The sequence below is a fragment of the Roseovarius sp. genome (assembly GCF_030373445.1).
In the GTDB taxonomy this organism is placed as follows: Bacteria; Pseudomonadota; Alphaproteobacteria; order Rhodobacterales; family Rhodobacteraceae; genus Roseovarius.
The window spans coordinates 235,228-248,796 of sequence record NZ_JAUCYU010000007.1; the positions used below are offsets into that span (position 1 = coordinate 235,228).

Consider the following 13,569-nt stretch of genomic DNA (forward strand, 5'->3'; position numbering starts at 1 on the left):
ACCTCATACCGCTTGTCTGTTCTGTTCGGTGGCCTGTGCCGTGGCAATGACCGGCAGCCGGATGACCGCCATCGCCCCGGCATGGGCGCCCTCCTCGAACGCCGGGGCGTCTTCCAGCGACAGGATGCCGCCATGTTCCTCGATGATCTTCTTGACGATGGGCAGCCCGAGGCCGGTGCCCTTCTCGCGCGTGGTGACGTAAGGCTCGAACAGGCGCGAGCGGTCCTCCGGCAGGCCGATGCCGTTGTCGGCGATGCGGATCACCGCCTCCTCGCCGGTCATCTCGCCGCTGATGCGGATGGTTGGCCTGTGCCCGTCTGGCGCGCCTTTTTCCTGAAGGCTTTCAATTGCTTCGCCGGCATTCTTGATCAGGTTGGTCAGGGCCTGGCTGATCATCGTAGCATCCAGATCGGCCCAGACCGCGCCCTCGGGCATGTCGGTCTCGAACCGCACGTCGGGCTGGCCCGCCTCCTGCAGCAGCACCGCCTCGCGCAGAAGGCTCATCAGGTCTTCCTGCCGTGTCTGCGGTTCGGGCATGCGGGCGAATTTCGAGAACTCGTCGACGATGCGGCGCAGATCGTCGGTCTGCCGGATCACCACGCCGGTCAGCTGTTCGAGGCTGTCCTTCTGGTCATCGGTCAGCACCTTGCCGAACTTGCGGTTGATCCGTTCCGCCGACAGCTTGATGGGCGTCAGCGGGTTCTTGATCTCGTGCGCGATGCGGCGGGCCACGTCGCCCCAGGCCGCCATCCGTTGGGCGGCGACAAGGTCGGTGACGTCGTCGAAGGCCACCACGTAGCCCTCGCGCTTGCCCTGCTCGGTGCGCCGCGTCGACATGCGTACCAGCAGGTTTTCCATCCGCCCGCCCCGGCTGACCTTGATCTCTTCCTGCACGAAGCCCGAGGCGCTGCCCTTGAGGCGTTCGAAAAGCGCGCCGAACTCGGGCACGGCATAGCTCAGCTCCAGCGATTGCTGGTCGTCGTGCCAGTCGAGCAGCCGCTCGGCGGCGCGGTTGACGAAGGCGACGCGCCCCTTGGCATCGAGCCCCACCACGCCGGACGACACCGAGCCCAGCACCGAGTCGAAGAGCCGCCGGCGGCGTTCGATCTGCTGGGTGTTGGCCAGCAGCCGCTCGCGCTGGCCCTTCAGCTGGCGGGTCATCTGGTTGAAATAGGTCGACAGCATGGCAATCTCGTCGCCGCCGCCCTCCTCACGCACGCGAATGTCGAGATCGCCCTCGCCCACCCGCTGCGCGGCGCTGGTCAGCCGGCCCACGGGGCGCGACAGGCGCTCGGCGAACCACATGCCCAGCCAGATCGCGGCAAGGATCAGGATCACGGCAAAGCCGAGGTAGAGCAGCCCGAACTCGAACAGCACCCGCCCCCGCTCGCTTTCGCGCTGTTCGTAGAAGCGGGCGGTTTCCTTGGTGTCGTCCAGCAGGTTGAGGATGGCGCCGTCGACATTGCGGCTGACATAGAGATAGCGGTCGGGGATTTCCTCGAGCGGCATCAGCGCGCGGAACTCGTTGTTGTCCCAGTCCTGGATCACCAGCACGCCGGTGGCGTCGGCCTCGGCAATCTGTTCGCGGCTGGGCTGTTCGTAGTCGAACAGGTAGGAGCGTTCGCCGCGCGCCCGGATCTCGCCCGTGCCGTCGATCACGAAGGCCTCGCGCAGGCCGCGCTGGATCTCCCGCTGGCCGCGCGACAGGACCTGCCGGATCTGGCCGTCGTCGATGAAGACCGCCGCGCGCTTGGTGGCGTTGATGACCGAGGCCAGCGCCTGGGCGTCGGTGACGAGGTCGCGGCGGTGCTCGTCCTCGTAGGCCTGGGCGGCGGCGACCGAGTTGTCGACCACCCGGCCCACCCGGTCGGAGAACCACGCCTCCAACCCCATGTTGACCGAGAGCGTGGCAAAGACCGCCACGGTGATCGTCGGCGCCAGCGCCATGATGGCGAAGACGCCGGTCAGCCGCAGGTGCAGGCGCGAGCCGGCCGAGCGCCGGCGCCGCGCGGCGATCATCTGCATGAGCTGCTGCATCACCAGCGCCGCGATCATGATCACGTAGACCAGGTCGCTCAGCAGCACGATGCGCAGGATGTTGGACGAGGCGCCCTGGTCGAGCGGGCCCATCACCAGGTAGGTCACCAGTGCCAGGACCGGCCCCAGGACCACGAGGCCGAAGGTCGCGGCAGTCTGCACGCGGCGCAGGCGCCGAAGGCGGCTGACCGTGTCCCACGAGAATCTGCGTGTCCGGGTCGCCACGGACCTCCCCCATCAGGTTGTTTCGATGCTGCGGCGCCCCCCAATATCTGGGGCTTATCCGGGCGCCGTCAGCCCAGTGGCCCCAATCGGCCACACCAGATGTTGCAGTTTTACATCAACTTGCGGCGGCGTGTCACGCGAATATCAAGGTCGGTAATCTTCTTGCGCAAAGTATTGCGGTTGATGCCGAGCAGGTCGGCACATTTCGCCTGGTTGCCGCTGGTGGCGTCCAGCGCGATCTCGATCAGCGGAAGCTCCAGTTCCTTCAGGATACGGGCGTAAAGGCCCGGCGGCGGAAGCTGGGTGCCGTGCAGGTCGAAATAGCGGCGCAGGTGGCGCGCGACGGAATCCGACAGGCTTTCACCGCCGCCGGTGCCGACGACCGGCGCTGCCTCCGGTTGATTGCCGATCACTGCCTCGACCTCCCCGCGGGTGATCTCGACGCCGCGGGCGGTCAGCCCGATTCGCTGCACCATGTTTTCCAGCTGGCGGACGTTGCCGGGCCAGCTATAGGCGCGCATCAGCTCCATCGCGTCGTCCGACAGGTGGCGGGCGGGCTGGCCGTCGCGCTCGGCGCGGGCCATGAAATGCTCGATCAGCAGCGGGATGTCATCGACCCGCGAGCGCAGCGCCGGCACCTCGACCACGGCGCCCGAGAGGCGATAGTAGAGATCCTCGCGCAGCTCGCCCGCCTCCAGCCGGTCGGCCAGCCGCCCCAGCGAGGTGGCCATGAAGCGCGGCACGTGATCGCCCGGCGCATCCATCATCCGCACCACGCGGGCCTGCGCGGCGGTATCGAGGTCGCCCACCTCGTCCAGCACCACCGTGCCCCCCTTGGCCCGCGCCATCACCTTCGACGGGCCTTCCAGGTCGGCGAGGTCGGCGGGCGTCACTGTCACGAATGGCAGCGTGCGCCGGTCGGAGAAGTCGTGGATCGCCCGGGCGATGAGCGACTTGCCGGTGCCCGACTCGCCGGTGATCAGCACCGGCAGGTCGGTATTCATCAGACGGGCGACCACCCGGTAGAGCCCCTGCATCGCCGCCGTGCGGCCTATGAGCGGCAATTCGTCGGGCTTGTCCTCGACCTCGGCCTGCTGGGCGGCGCGGGTCCGTGAATCGAGCGCGCGCGCCGTGCGCTTCATCAGGTCCGGCAGGTCGAAGGGCTTGGGCAGGTAGTCGTAGGCATCCGCCTCTTCCGCCTGGATCGCCGTCATGATCGTGTTCTGCGCCGAGATCACGATCACCGGCAGGCCGGGCCGGTCCTGCGAGATCTTGGGCAGCATTTCCAGCCCGTTCCCGTCGGGCATCATCACGTCGGTGATCACCGCGTCGCCCTTGCCCTCGCCCACCCAGCGCATCAGCGTGGTCAGCGAGCTTGTCGCGTGCACCTTGCATCCGGCGCGTGTCAGCGCCTGCGTCAGAACGGTTCGGATCGTGCGGTCGTCATCGGCAACCAGTACAGTACCATCCATCAGTCTTCCTCCATCTCCTTGGGCGCCAGCGGCAGCGATATGCGGAACACCGTCCGCCCGGGTACGGACGAGACGGAAATCCAGCCGTCATGGTCCGAAATGATCTTGGCCGCCAGCGCGAGCCCCAGCCCGGTGCCGTTCTCCCGGCCCGACACGAAGGGTTCGAACACCTCCGCCGCGATCTCGGGCGGCAGGCCCGGGCCGTCATCTATGATTTCCACCTGCAGGGGCAGCGTCTTGCCCGCCCCCTCGCCGCGGCGGACCCGCAGCGACTGTTCGTAATAGGAATGCAGCCGGATCGTGCCGCCCGACTTGCCCGCGGCCTCGGACGCGTTCTTGATCAGGTTCAGGATCACCTGCAGAAGCTGGTCCGGATCGCCAAGCGCGAGGGGCAGCGAGGGGTCGTAATCCTCGATCACGGTCATGTCGGCGGCAAAGCCCACGATGGCCGAGCGGCGCGCCCGGTCGAGCACGTCGTGGATGTTGACCGCCTGAAGCTTGGGGGCCGAGACGTTGCCGAACTGCTCGACCTGTTCCAGCAGCGCCACGATGCGGCGGCTTTCGCTGACGATCAGGTCGGTGAGTTCGAGGTCGTCCTTGCTGAGGTTCATCGACAGAAGCTGGGCCGCGCCGGTGATCCCCGCCAGCGGGTTCTTGATCTCGTGCGCCAGCATTTCCGCCATGCCGATGGCCGAGCGGGCGGCGGACTTGACCGACTGGCCCTGGCTCACCCGGCCGGCCAGCTCGCGCGGGGAAATCAGCAGCACCATGTGCCCCGCCTCGCCCGAAAGCGGCGCGATCTGGAGGTTGCATTGCAGCGGCGCGCGGTCGCCGGTGCCCACGTCGACATCGTTGACGAAAAGCGGCGAGCCGTCGCGGCGGGCGCGTTCCAGCGCCTCCTCGAGCGGCGCGTCGACCGCCAGCTTGTCCCAGACCGGCTGGCCGGTGACGGCGCGGGCCGAGCTCATCAGGAAGCCCTCGGCCGCCGGGTTGATCCTGGCGATCCGGTCATTCGGGTCGAGCACCAGCGCGGGCACCGGCAGCGAGGTCCAGATGGCGTCGTCGGAGGGGCTCATGCGGCGATCCTTTCGCCGTCGGCCAGCGCATCGGGGATAAGGCGCAGCACCTCGCCGGCATCGCGGCTGGTCAGCACCCGCTTGCGCAGCTCGGGCCCGGTGCCGGCGCCATCCATGTACCAGCCCAGGTGCTTGCGCGCGACGCGGGTGCCAAGCTCTGTTCCGTAGAAATTCAGCATGTCTTCGTATTGGGTTGCGACCATGTCTTCGCGTTCTTTTCCGTCTGGAATCTTCGGCGCCGGGCCGGTGCCCAGCTCGTGCGCGACCTGTGCCAGCAGCCACGGGCGCCCCTGCGCCCCGCGCCCGATCATCACGCCATCGGCGCCCGACAGGCGCAGCGCTTCTTCCGCGTCCCCGGTGCCCATGATGTCGCCATTGGCGATGACCGGCACGCGGACCGCCTCCTTGACGGCCCGGATCGCGGCCCAGTCGGCGCGGCCCTTGTAGAACTGGCAGCGCGTCCTGCCGTGGATGGTGATCATCTGCACGCCCGCGGCCTCGGCCCGTTTCGCAAGCTCCGGCGCGTTGAGCATATTGTCATCCCAGCCCAGCCGGGTTTTCAGCGTCACCGGCACCGAAACGGCGCCGACCACCGCCTCGATTAGCGACAGCGCGTGGTCGAGATCCTTCATCAGCGCCGAGCCGCTGGCGCCCGTGCCGCTGGCCGAGGTCACCTTCTTCGCCGGGCAGCCCATGTTGATGTCGATGATCTGCGCGCCGTTGCCCTCGACCTGTTTCGCGGCCTCGGCCATCCAGTGCGCCTCGCGCCCCGCCAACTGCACCGCCGTGTCGGCCTGGCCCAGCCCCAGCTCGGCCTTCTCGCGCACGCCGGGCTTGGCCTGTACCATCTCCTGGCTGGCGACCATCTCGCTCACCACGAGGCCCGCGCCGAATCGCGCCACCAGCTTGCGGTATGGCAGGTCGGTGATCCCGGCCATGGGGGCGAGGAACACCTTGGGGGACAGCGCCTTGTCAGACAGACGGATGGTCACGTGCTTAATCCTTGTGCAGTCCCCTCTATTTACGGTCGGCTTGCGGGAGGGACAATATTTCAAGGGCATAAAAGCCGATCACCAAATCGTATTGCACAATAAATAGGCATAATTCCGGGATAACCCAGCGTAAACTCCCCTTCCGGCTGAGCCGCCCTGCGATCCTGCGCGCGGGCCCGGGCCGGACGACTGCACCCGGCACGCCACGGGGTCTGTTGCAACCGCCGCCACCCGCACGCTATCAGGGCACATGACAACCGCCGCCATCATCGTCGCCGCCGGTCGCGGCACCCGCGCCGGGGGGGACCTGCCGAAGCAATGGCAGGGCCTCGGGCAGAAGCGCGTGATCGACTGGACGCTGGCGGCGTTCGAGGCGGTGCCGGATGTTGGCCACGTGGTCGTGGTGCTGCATCCCGACGAATTGGACCGGATCGCGCCGCGGGCGGGCCTGAGCGTCGTGGCGGGTGGCGACACAAGGTCAGCTTCGGTGCGCAACGGATTGGAATCTCTGGCGGAAATCGGGATCGACACCGTCCTGATCCACGACGCCGCGCGCTGTTGTGTCCGCCCCGTCCTGATCGCCCGCGTGCTCTCGGCACTGGAGGGCGGCGCGCTGGCCGCCGCCCCGGCGCTGGCCGTGACCGACGCGCTCTGGCAGGGCGCCGGGGGCAACGTGACCGGCACGCAGGACCGCACCGGCCTCTACCGCGCGCAGACCCCGCAGGGCTTTGCCTTCGACACCATCCTCGCCGCCCACCGGGCGCATCCCGGCGATGCCGCCGACGATGTCGAGGTGGCGCGCGCCGCCGGTATCGCGGTAGAGATCGTCGAGGGGGACGAGAGCAACCTCAAGATCACCAACGCGGGCGATTTCGCCCGGGCAGAACGGATAGTGCGAGACATGGACATACGGATCGGCACCGGCTTCGACGTGCACCGCTTCGGCGCGGGGGAGCACGTGATGCTTTGCGGCGTCGCGGTGCCCCACGGCCGGGGCCTTCAGGGGCATTCCGATGCCGATGTGGGGATGCACGCGCTGACCGACGCAATCTACGGCGCGCTGGCGGAGGGGGATATCGGCCGGCATTTCCCGCCCTCCGACCCGCAATGGAAAGGGGCGGAAAGCCATGTCTTCCTGTCTCACGCCGTCACGCTTGCCGGGGAAAAAGGCTACAGGATCAACAATATGGACGTCACCCTTGTCTGCGAACGGCCCAAGGTCACGCCGCACGCGCCCGCCATGCAGGCGGCGCTGGCCGCGATAACCGGCGTGGCGCCCGACCGGATCTCGGTCAAGGCCACCACCTCGGAGCGGTTGGGCTTCACCGGCCGCGAGGAAGGCATCGCCGCGCAGGCGGCGGTGACGCTGGTGCCGAAATGAGGCTGAGCCACCTGATCGCCACCGTCTGTTACGTGGGCCATATGCGCCCCGCCTCGGGCACCTGGGGCTCGCTGGTGGCGCTGCCGCTGGCCTGGGGGCTTCACCTTCTGGCCGGGCCGTGGCTTCTGATCGTCGGGATCATCGCCTTCTATGTCCTGGGCTTCTGGGCCACGCGCGAAGAAACCCGCGGCAGCGCCGATCACGACCCCTCGGAGATCGTCGTCGACGAGCTGGTGGGCCAGTGGATCGCCTTCCTGCCCGTCTCGATCGGCGCCGCGCATGTGGGGGCGGACCTGACCGCGCTCTGGCCCGGCTGGATCGCGGCCTTCCTGCTGTTCCGCCTGTTCGACATCTGGAAACCCGGCCCCATCGGCTGGGCCGACCAGAAGGGCGACGCCACGGGGGTCATGCTCGACGACGTGATCGCCGGGGTTTTCGCCGCCATCGGCGTGGTGATCCTGGCCGCGATATCGCACGGGGTGATGGCATGAATGTGAGCGCATTGCTGGAAAAGGCCCGGGCGAAGGGCGTGAAGATCGTCACCGCCGAAAGCTGCACCGGCGGGATGGTGGCGGCCGCGCTGACCGACATTCCCGGATCGTCCGACGTGGTTGAACGGGGGCTTGTAACCTATTCGAACGAGGCGAAAATCGAGCTTCTCGACATCTCGCCCCGCACCCTGTCCGAGTTCGGCGCGGTCTCGGAGGAGATCGCCCGGGAAATGGCGGACGGCGCATTGAAGAACTCCTATGCGCAGCTTGCCGTCTCGATCACCGGCATCGCCGGCCCCGGCGGGTCGGAGCACAAGCCCGAGGGGCGCGTCTGTTTCGGCGTGGCGATGGCGGGCCAGCCCACCCGCACGGAAACGCAGGAATTCGGCGCGCAGGGGCGTGACAAGGTCCGCACCCTCGCCCGCGACCACGCGCTGGCCCTGCTCGACACGGCGCTGTCGTAAGGCTCAGCCCGCGATCAGCGCCGCGAATTCCTCCGGCGAGGCCGCCCGGTCGATCACGTCGCGGATCGCCTCGGCCTTTTCGCCGCCGATCAGCCGCGCGGCCTTGTCCTGCACCTTCTGCCGGCGCACGCTCAGCCCCGGGTCGGCGTCGAGATCGTGGTAAAGCTCCCGCACGTTGCCATCGGCCAGCGTCACGATCACCCGCGCCTGCATCTCGCTCAGGCTCTCGTCCGCCTCCACCCCGATCCGGCGGCGCATCTCCTCGACCTCGGAATTGGCGCAGGTCTCGGCGCTGAAACTGTCGAGCCGCGCGGTATCCTGCCCGCAGAGCGCCATCGACAGCGCCACGCGATAGCTGAACTTTGCCTCGAGCCCGGTTTCCGGCGCCTCGATATTGCACACGCTCAGCCAGCGCGGATGTGTGTGCACGGTGATCGCCTCGATCGGGTCGGGCGTGTCGGGGAGTGTGCCGATCGCCTCGAGCGCGGCATGCAGCCCGTGACAGCAGGCGTGGAACTTGTGATGCACGCCGGGGAAGAGCCACGCGGTGCCCAGCTCCTCGAGCCCCGCCGCATCGGCCATGCCGTGATGGGTGGGGCCGAAGCCCTGCGGCCCGTCAATGGCGTCGGGGTTGCTGATGAACCCCCGCCGCGCCAGAAGCGCCGCTTCCAGCCCGTTCTGCGCGGCGATGCCGGCATTCATCGGCTTGCCCATCGTGCCGAATTGCGACTTCAGGCCGGAGGCGCGGGTCGAGACCAGCCCCAGCGCCATCCGCATCTGCCCCGCGTCGAGCCCCAGGAGCCGGCCCGCCGCCACCGCCGCGCCGAAGGCGCCTGCCGTGCCGGTCTGGTGAAAGCCCGCCTGGTAATGGTCGCGGCCCAGCCAGACACCGATGCGCACCGAGGCCTCGGCCCCGATCAGCGCGGCCTGCTGGAACGCCATGCCGCCCGCCCCGGCGATCTGCGCCGCGGCCAGCGCGGCGGGCACCACGGCCACGGAAGGATGGCCGATATGGGCGAAATGCGTGTCGTCATAGTCGAGCGCGTGGCTGACGGTGCCGTTGACCAGCGCGGCCATCCGCCCCGGCACGCGGGTGGCGCTGCCGAAGATCGCGGCCTCCTCGGCGCCGCCCTCGGCCTCGGCCTGGTCTCGCAGCAGCACCGACACCGGCTCGTCCCGCCCGGCGATCCCCACCGCCGCCCAGTCGAGCAGCGACAGGCGCATCACCTGGAGCGCCCCGTCGTCCGGTTGCCCGTTCAGGGCGAAATCGGCGAAACGCCCTGCCAGATCAGCCATGCCCGTAAAGCTCCTCCGCCCGCGTCTCGAACGCCTTCACGATGCGTTTCATCGCCTCGTAGAAGAACAGCTCCGAGGCCGATTGCAACAGCCGGTTGCGCAGTTCGAAATCCACGTCGAAATGCACCTTGCAGCCACCCTCGGCCTCTTCGAATTTCCAGTTGGATTTCATGTGTTTGAACGGCCCGTCGAGGTATTCCGTCTCGATCAGCTTCTTCTCGTCCCACAGCGTCACCTTGCTGCCGAACTTCTCGCGGAAGACCTTGAAGCTGATCACGAGATCGGCCTCCATCACCCGGGCGCCATCGTCGCGCGGCGTGACCTTGCGGATGCGGGCGGCGGCCGTCCAGGGCAGGAACTCGGGGTAGGACTCGACATCCGCCACGAGGTCGTACATCTGCTGGGCGGTGTACGGCATCGACCGGGTCTCGGAATGGGATGGCATAAGCTGGCTGGCCCCGTTTTCGCGTGACAGTGGGCCGCTGTTTCGTAGACTGCGACCGGAAAATCAAGGGGATACCATGACAGAGCGGCCATATGTCATCGACCGCATGATCTCGGCCAAGGAAATCGCCGCCCGGATCGAACAACTCGCCGGCGAGATCAAGGCCGAGTTCGCCACCTCCGAGAAGCTGGTGGTGGTTGGCCTGTTGCGCGGCTCCTTCGTGTTCATCGCCGATCTCGCGCGCGAGCTCGACATGAATGTCGAGGTCGATTTCATCGAGACATCGTCTTATGGCAACGCCACCGAATCGAGCCGGGAAGTGCGTATTCTCAAGGACTTGCGGGGCGACATTGAAGGGCGTGACGTGCTGGTGGTCGAGGATATCGTCGACACCGGCCACACGCTGTCTGCCGTGCTGTCGCTTTTGAGGAGCCGCAAGCCGCGCAAGCTGCGGACCATCGCGCTGCTCGACAAGCCCTCGCGCCGCGAGGCGGAAATCACCGCCGACTGGATCGGCTTCGAGATCCCCGACGAGTTCGTCGTGGGCTACGGCATCGACTATGCCCAGCGGAACCGCAACCTGCCCTATATCGGCAAGGTCCGGTTCACCGGATGAACCCCCGCTGGCTGTTCCGCATGGCCAAATGGGCCCACCGCCCGCCAAGCGAGAAGCGGGTCATGCTGGTGCTTGGGATCGTCGTGGTCTGCCTTGCGGTTTTCGCGATAGAATACTTCATCGGCTGGCCCGACTGGATGACGCTGGACCCGGCCGGCCGGCGCGGCTGGCGGCCCTGACGCGTTGACGGGGCGCGGCCCGCACCGGCGACAGGAGGAGGCCCCCGAATGACGGCAGAGACCATACCCACGATCACCGCCTTCGCCGCCTCGCCCGACCGGGGCGCGGGGCTCGCCCGCGACATGCGGCTGCGATGGGCCTTCGAGGAGCTCGGCCAGCCCTATGACGTGCGCCTCGTGTCCTTTTCCGAGATGAAGGCGCCCGCGCACATGGCGCTGCACCCGTTCGGGCAGATCCCCACCTACGAGGAAGGCGACCTGGCGCTGTTCGAGACCGGGGCGATTCTCCTCCACCTCGCCGGCCGCCACCCGGGCCTGCTGCCCGATGACCCGGGCGCGCGCAGCCGGGCCGTCACCTGGCTCTTCGCCGCGCTCAACACGGTCGAACCGCCGATCGTCGAGCTGGAGCAATCGCGCTACATCGTCGGCGACCGGCCCTGGTATGGCGAGCTGCGCGAGGTGCTGGAGGGGCGCGTGCGGGCCCGGCTCGACCAGTTGGCCGCCCGGCTGGGCGAGGGCTCGTGGCTCGACGGCGCCTTCAGCGTCGGCGACCTGATGATGGTGCTGGTGCTGCGGCGGCTGGAGGGGGCCGGCATACTGGACGCCTATCCCGCCCTCGCCGCCTATATCGCGCGGGGTCAGGCGCGGCCCGCCTATCGCCGCGCCTTCGCCGCGCAGCTCGCGGTGTTCGAGGACGGGCCGGCAAAGGGATGACCTCGCACAAGGAAAACGGCCGCCCGGGGGGGCGGCCGCTTCCGGCATTGCCATTCGAAACGGCGTCAGCCGTCCGTCGCGGTGGCCGCGGCCTGGGCGTTGATCGCCGCGATGAGCGACTGCTCGCTCATGTTGACGACAAGCCCGTCATTGCCCACGGACATGTTGTTCTTGCTGACGGCCACGTGTTCGGTCGAACCGTCGACGGAGGTTTCCATCTGCGTGTCGAGATCGACAAGCACCATGTCATCGGCCAGGTCGGCCTTGTTGACGGTGCCGACAAGCTCGCCATCGCTGGTGCGCACCTTCGCGTCCTGCGTCAGGGCGGCGTCGAGCTGTGCGCCCGCGTCGCTGGCGGCGTCATAGCCGGCTTCGGCCGTGGCCGACGCGGCGTCGACGCCAAGCTTCACGGTGTTCTTCATGAAGTCACCGGCTTCCTTGGCGGTCTGCCCCAGCTCTTCACCGACACTGGCCGACCCTTCGGCCTGCGTTTCCATCTCGACCTCGGTCTCCGTCTGCTCGGCCGACAGGGGCGCGGCAGCGATCAGGGCCAGGGCGGCGGTGGTGGCGGCGATACTCTTGCGGAAAGTCATGGGGGATATCCTCCTTTGGGTTGCAGAGTGCGTCTTCGGGAGTGTCAACGAGAGGGGGGTGGAGGTTGTTCCATGCCGGTTTCGGAAAGCGGCGACAGGTTGCCGGCGGGCCCTGGGTCGCCTTGCTCCGCAAAGGTCATGGCACCGTCCGGCGCCACCGGTGACTCGGTGGGAAAGCCAGGTGGGCAATACGGCACCGAAACTCCTAAAGAAATGGCGTGACACCCGCATAGCTTGTTGAAAGTCTGTCAGCTATTAGAATCGAAGGAAAAGAGGTGGACGCCGTGCGCTACTGGTTCTGATCACGGATCAGCGCGGCGTTAGATTTGATATGCTTCAGCGCCGCTTAGTAATAGACACCACATCTGGATTGGTAATTGTTGTATTCTTAGGTCTTTTGTTTTGGGCGGCGGTTTCGATCACAAACCTAAACGCCGCATACCGCGTATCCGAACATTATCGCGTCGATAGCAAAGAAAATAATTCCGATGACGCGATTTTGGCATTCTGCAGTCGGCTTCCGGACCTGAATCGGATTCAGTGCGCGATAAACGAAGCACGGGCTCGCCAAAATCGCACCAACGAAGCCGAAGGCTTGCAAGCCCAAAAAAGAATTGCGCTTTGGTCCAAGTTCATGTTCTTCACCTCTCTCTTTGCATCCGCGGCGGCCGTCTTCGGCTTAGTATGGCTCCGCGCCACTTGGGCGGAAACTAAGCGCACGGCCGATGTGGCCCGCGACATTGGTGAAAAGCAAGTAAGGGCATATCTCTCGGTTAAGAGTATCTCCATTGACGACAAACTGTCTACGACTGGCCGTGTCGTGGCCCACATGACTTATGAAAACACGGGCCAAAGCCCGGCTCGGAATGTTCACCATGAGCTTCAGGTCGGGTGTGCGATAGCAATCGGCAAACCAAACATTCTGTTCGAAGATATTGTCAGTGAACTTACAGAAGTTCGCAAACAGCAAGGAAGCAGTACTGGCGAAATAGGATCTCGCGGCACTGGAATCTGCAAAGTACAATCCGACGATCCCGTGCCACCAAATTTCTTTAATTTGGTCTCTTCTGGCAAAGCGATCATTTTCGTCAGAGGCTGGGTAATTTACTCTGATGTTTTCGGCGCTCGACATCAAGTGATGTTCTGCTGGCATCGAGATGCCGAAACTGCTCGGCAGGGATTTAACTTGAGCCTCAGTCCATCCGGTAATAGCGCGGACTAACAGAATTGCGAGCGCGCACGCCCCAACAAAAACTCGGCCGTCTAAGTCCGCGTTCCCGCTCACTCAAGCGCGGGTGGCATAGGGTAATCGCGTTGGCCATGTATCGGGCAAGACCGGGAAAAGCCGCCTGCCGCGCCGATGCGAACCGACTTTACCGTTGCAAGCACTCCTCCGAATCGTGCCATACTCAGGTGATTTCATGCTCTTTACCGAAAGTTGCCCTTCCATGACCGACCGTCGCGCGAACCCATATGCGGACCTTCCGAAAGATCGTTTCTGGAAGAGAGCCGTTGAGGAAACGAGTCCGCTGGATGATCTTGCCCCCATTTCACCGGACACTCAGGCGGTTGCGTTTTGAGCTGCAAT

14 protein-coding genes are annotated in these 13,569 nt (G+C 66.3%); 7 read left to right on the forward strand and 7 right to left on the reverse strand.

What is annotated here, in order from left to right; all coding sequences use genetic code 11:
- Window positions 1-3 precede the first annotated feature (3 nt).
- The 4 genes from QUV18_RS14635 to dusB all read right to left on the reverse strand — a co-directional run bounded on the left by QUV18_RS14635 (window position 4) and on the right by dusB (window position 5,802).
- A complete protein-coding gene (locus tag QUV18_RS14635; protein WP_300894744.1) occupies window positions 4-2,262 on the reverse strand; it encodes a PAS domain-containing sensor histidine kinase in 2,259 nt (752 codons plus the stop codon).
- A gap of 110 nt (window positions 2,263-2,372) precedes the next feature.
- Window positions 2,373-3,734, reverse strand: coding sequence for a response regulator (locus QUV18_RS14640; protein ID WP_300894745.1), 1,362 nt, complete (start codon window positions 3,732-3,734; stop codon window positions 2,373-2,375).
- Complete coding sequence (locus tag QUV18_RS14645) at window positions 3,734-4,810, reverse strand: ATP-binding protein (RefSeq protein ID WP_300894746.1); 1,077 nt, start codon at window positions 4,808-4,810, stop codon at window positions 3,734-3,736. Before QUV18_RS14645 ends, QUV18_RS14640 begins: the two co-directional genes overlap by 1 nt.
- Entirely contained in the window at window positions 4,807-5,802 is a 996-nt protein-coding gene (gene dusB / locus QUV18_RS14650) for a tRNA dihydrouridine synthase DusB (protein ID WP_300894747.1), read from the reverse strand. The genes QUV18_RS14645 and dusB overlap by 4 nt, the downstream gene beginning before the upstream one ends.
- 250 nt (window positions 5,803-6,052) lie before the next feature.
- Between dusB and QUV18_RS14655 the strand changes: the two genes are divergently transcribed.
- The 3 genes from QUV18_RS14655 to QUV18_RS14665 are packed head-to-tail and all read left to right on the forward strand — an operon-like array spanning window position 6,053 to window position 8,138.
- Window positions 6,053-7,183, forward strand: a complete 1,131-nt coding sequence (locus QUV18_RS14655; protein WP_300894748.1) for a bifunctional 2-C-methyl-D-erythritol 4-phosphate cytidylyltransferase/2-C-methyl-D-erythritol 2,4-cyclodiphosphate synthase — start codon at window positions 6,053-6,055, stop codon at window positions 7,181-7,183.
- Complete coding sequence (locus QUV18_RS14660; protein WP_300894749.1) at window positions 7,180-7,674, forward strand: phosphatidylglycerophosphatase A; 495 nt, start codon at window positions 7,180-7,182, stop codon at window positions 7,672-7,674. Before QUV18_RS14655 ends, QUV18_RS14660 begins: the two co-directional genes overlap by 4 nt.
- Window positions 7,671-8,138 carry a CinA family protein gene (locus QUV18_RS14665; RefSeq protein ID WP_300894750.1) on the forward strand — a complete coding sequence of 156 codons (468 nt, stop codon included), beginning with the start codon at window positions 7,671-7,673 and terminating at the stop codon, window positions 8,136-8,138. The genes QUV18_RS14660 and QUV18_RS14665 overlap by 4 nt, the downstream gene beginning before the upstream one ends.
- A 3-nt stretch (window positions 8,139-8,141) precedes the next feature.
- Here QUV18_RS14665 and QUV18_RS14670 read toward each other — a convergent pair whose 3' ends face one another.
- Together QUV18_RS14670 and QUV18_RS14675 are read right to left on the reverse strand one after the other, a co-directional pair.
- Window positions 8,142-9,434 carry an MmgE/PrpD family protein gene (locus QUV18_RS14670; protein ID WP_300894751.1) on the reverse strand — a complete coding sequence of 431 codons (1,293 nt, stop codon included), beginning with the start codon at window positions 9,432-9,434 and terminating at the stop codon, window positions 8,142-8,144.
- A complete protein-coding gene (locus QUV18_RS14675; protein ID WP_300894752.1) occupies window positions 9,427-9,879 on the reverse strand; it encodes a type II toxin-antitoxin system RatA family toxin in 453 nt (150 codons plus the stop codon). The genes QUV18_RS14670 and QUV18_RS14675 overlap by 8 nt, the downstream gene beginning before the upstream one ends.
- Window positions 9,880-9,955: 76 nt before the next feature.
- Here QUV18_RS14675 and hpt point away from each other — a divergent pair, with 76 nt between their 5' ends.
- Genes hpt through QUV18_RS14690 form a run of 3 tightly spaced genes read left to right on the forward strand, consistent with a single transcriptional unit; the run spans window position 9,956 to window position 11,388 of the window.
- Window positions 9,956-10,495, forward strand: coding sequence for a hypoxanthine phosphoribosyltransferase (hpt, locus tag QUV18_RS14680; RefSeq protein ID WP_300894753.1), 540 nt, complete (start codon window positions 9,956-9,958; stop codon window positions 10,493-10,495).
- Complete coding sequence (locus QUV18_RS14685) at window positions 10,492-10,674, forward strand: hypothetical protein (protein WP_300894754.1); 183 nt, start codon at window positions 10,492-10,494, stop codon at window positions 10,672-10,674. The genes hpt and QUV18_RS14685 overlap by 4 nt, the downstream gene beginning before the upstream one ends.
- A 48-nt stretch (window positions 10,675-10,722) precedes the next feature.
- Window positions 10,723-11,388 carry a glutathione S-transferase family protein gene (locus QUV18_RS14690; protein WP_300894755.1) on the forward strand — a complete coding sequence of 222 codons (666 nt, stop codon included), beginning with the start codon at window positions 10,723-10,725 and terminating at the stop codon, window positions 11,386-11,388.
- A 65-nt stretch (window positions 11,389-11,453) separates the two neighbouring features.
- Here QUV18_RS14690 and QUV18_RS14695 read toward each other — a convergent pair whose 3' ends face one another.
- Window positions 11,454-11,981 (reverse strand): hypothetical protein, encoded by a 528-nt coding sequence (locus QUV18_RS14695; RefSeq protein WP_300894756.1) that lies wholly within the window; start codon window positions 11,979-11,981, stop codon window positions 11,454-11,456.
- A 370-nt stretch (window positions 11,982-12,351) separates the two neighbouring features.
- On the opposite strand from QUV18_RS14695, the gene QUV18_RS14700 reads away from it, so the two are divergent.
- A complete protein-coding gene (locus tag QUV18_RS14700; RefSeq protein WP_300894757.1) occupies window positions 12,352-13,203 on the forward strand; it encodes a hypothetical protein in 852 nt (283 codons plus the stop codon).
- The last annotated feature ends 366 nt before the right edge of the window (window positions 13,204-13,569 follow it).

What these genes read in the sequence shown, in the direction of transcription:
- QUV18_RS14670 (WP_300894751.1), bottom strand. Translation starts at nt 9,434, where the DNA reads ATGGCTGATCTGGCAGGGCGTTTCGCCGATTTCGCCCTGAACGGGCAA.
- QUV18_RS14660 (WP_300894749.1), top strand. Translation starts at nt 7,180, where the DNA reads ATGAGGCTGAGCCACCTGATCGCCACCGTCTGTTACGTGGGCCATATG.
- QUV18_RS14645 (WP_300894746.1), bottom strand. Translation starts at nt 4,810, where the DNA reads ATGAGCCCCTCCGACGACGCCATCTGGACCTCGCTGCCGGTGCCCGCG.
- QUV18_RS14655 (WP_300894748.1), top strand. Translation starts at nt 6,053, where the DNA reads ATGACAACCGCCGCCATCATCGTCGCCGCCGGTCGCGGCACCCGCGCC.
- QUV18_RS14640 (WP_300894745.1), bottom strand. Translation starts at nt 3,734, where the DNA reads ATGGATGGTACTGTACTGGTTGCCGATGACGACCGCACGATCCGAACC.
- QUV18_RS14665 (WP_300894750.1), top strand. Translation starts at nt 7,671, where the DNA reads ATGAATGTGAGCGCATTGCTGGAAAAGGCCCGGGCGAAGGGCGTGAAG.
- QUV18_RS14685 (WP_300894754.1), top strand. Translation starts at nt 10,492, where the DNA reads ATGAACCCCCGCTGGCTGTTCCGCATGGCCAAATGGGCCCACCGCCCG.
- hpt (WP_300894753.1), top strand. Translation starts at nt 9,956, where the DNA reads ATGACAGAGCGGCCATATGTCATCGACCGCATGATCTCGGCCAAGGAA.
- QUV18_RS14695 (WP_300894756.1), bottom strand. Translation starts at nt 11,981, where the DNA reads ATGACTTTCCGCAAGAGTATCGCCGCCACCACCGCCGCCCTGGCCCTG.
- QUV18_RS14690 (WP_300894755.1), top strand. Translation starts at nt 10,723, where the DNA reads ATGACGGCAGAGACCATACCCACGATCACCGCCTTCGCCGCCTCGCCC.
- QUV18_RS14675 (WP_300894752.1), bottom strand. Translation starts at nt 9,879, where the DNA reads ATGCCATCCCATTCCGAGACCCGGTCGATGCCGTACACCGCCCAGCAG.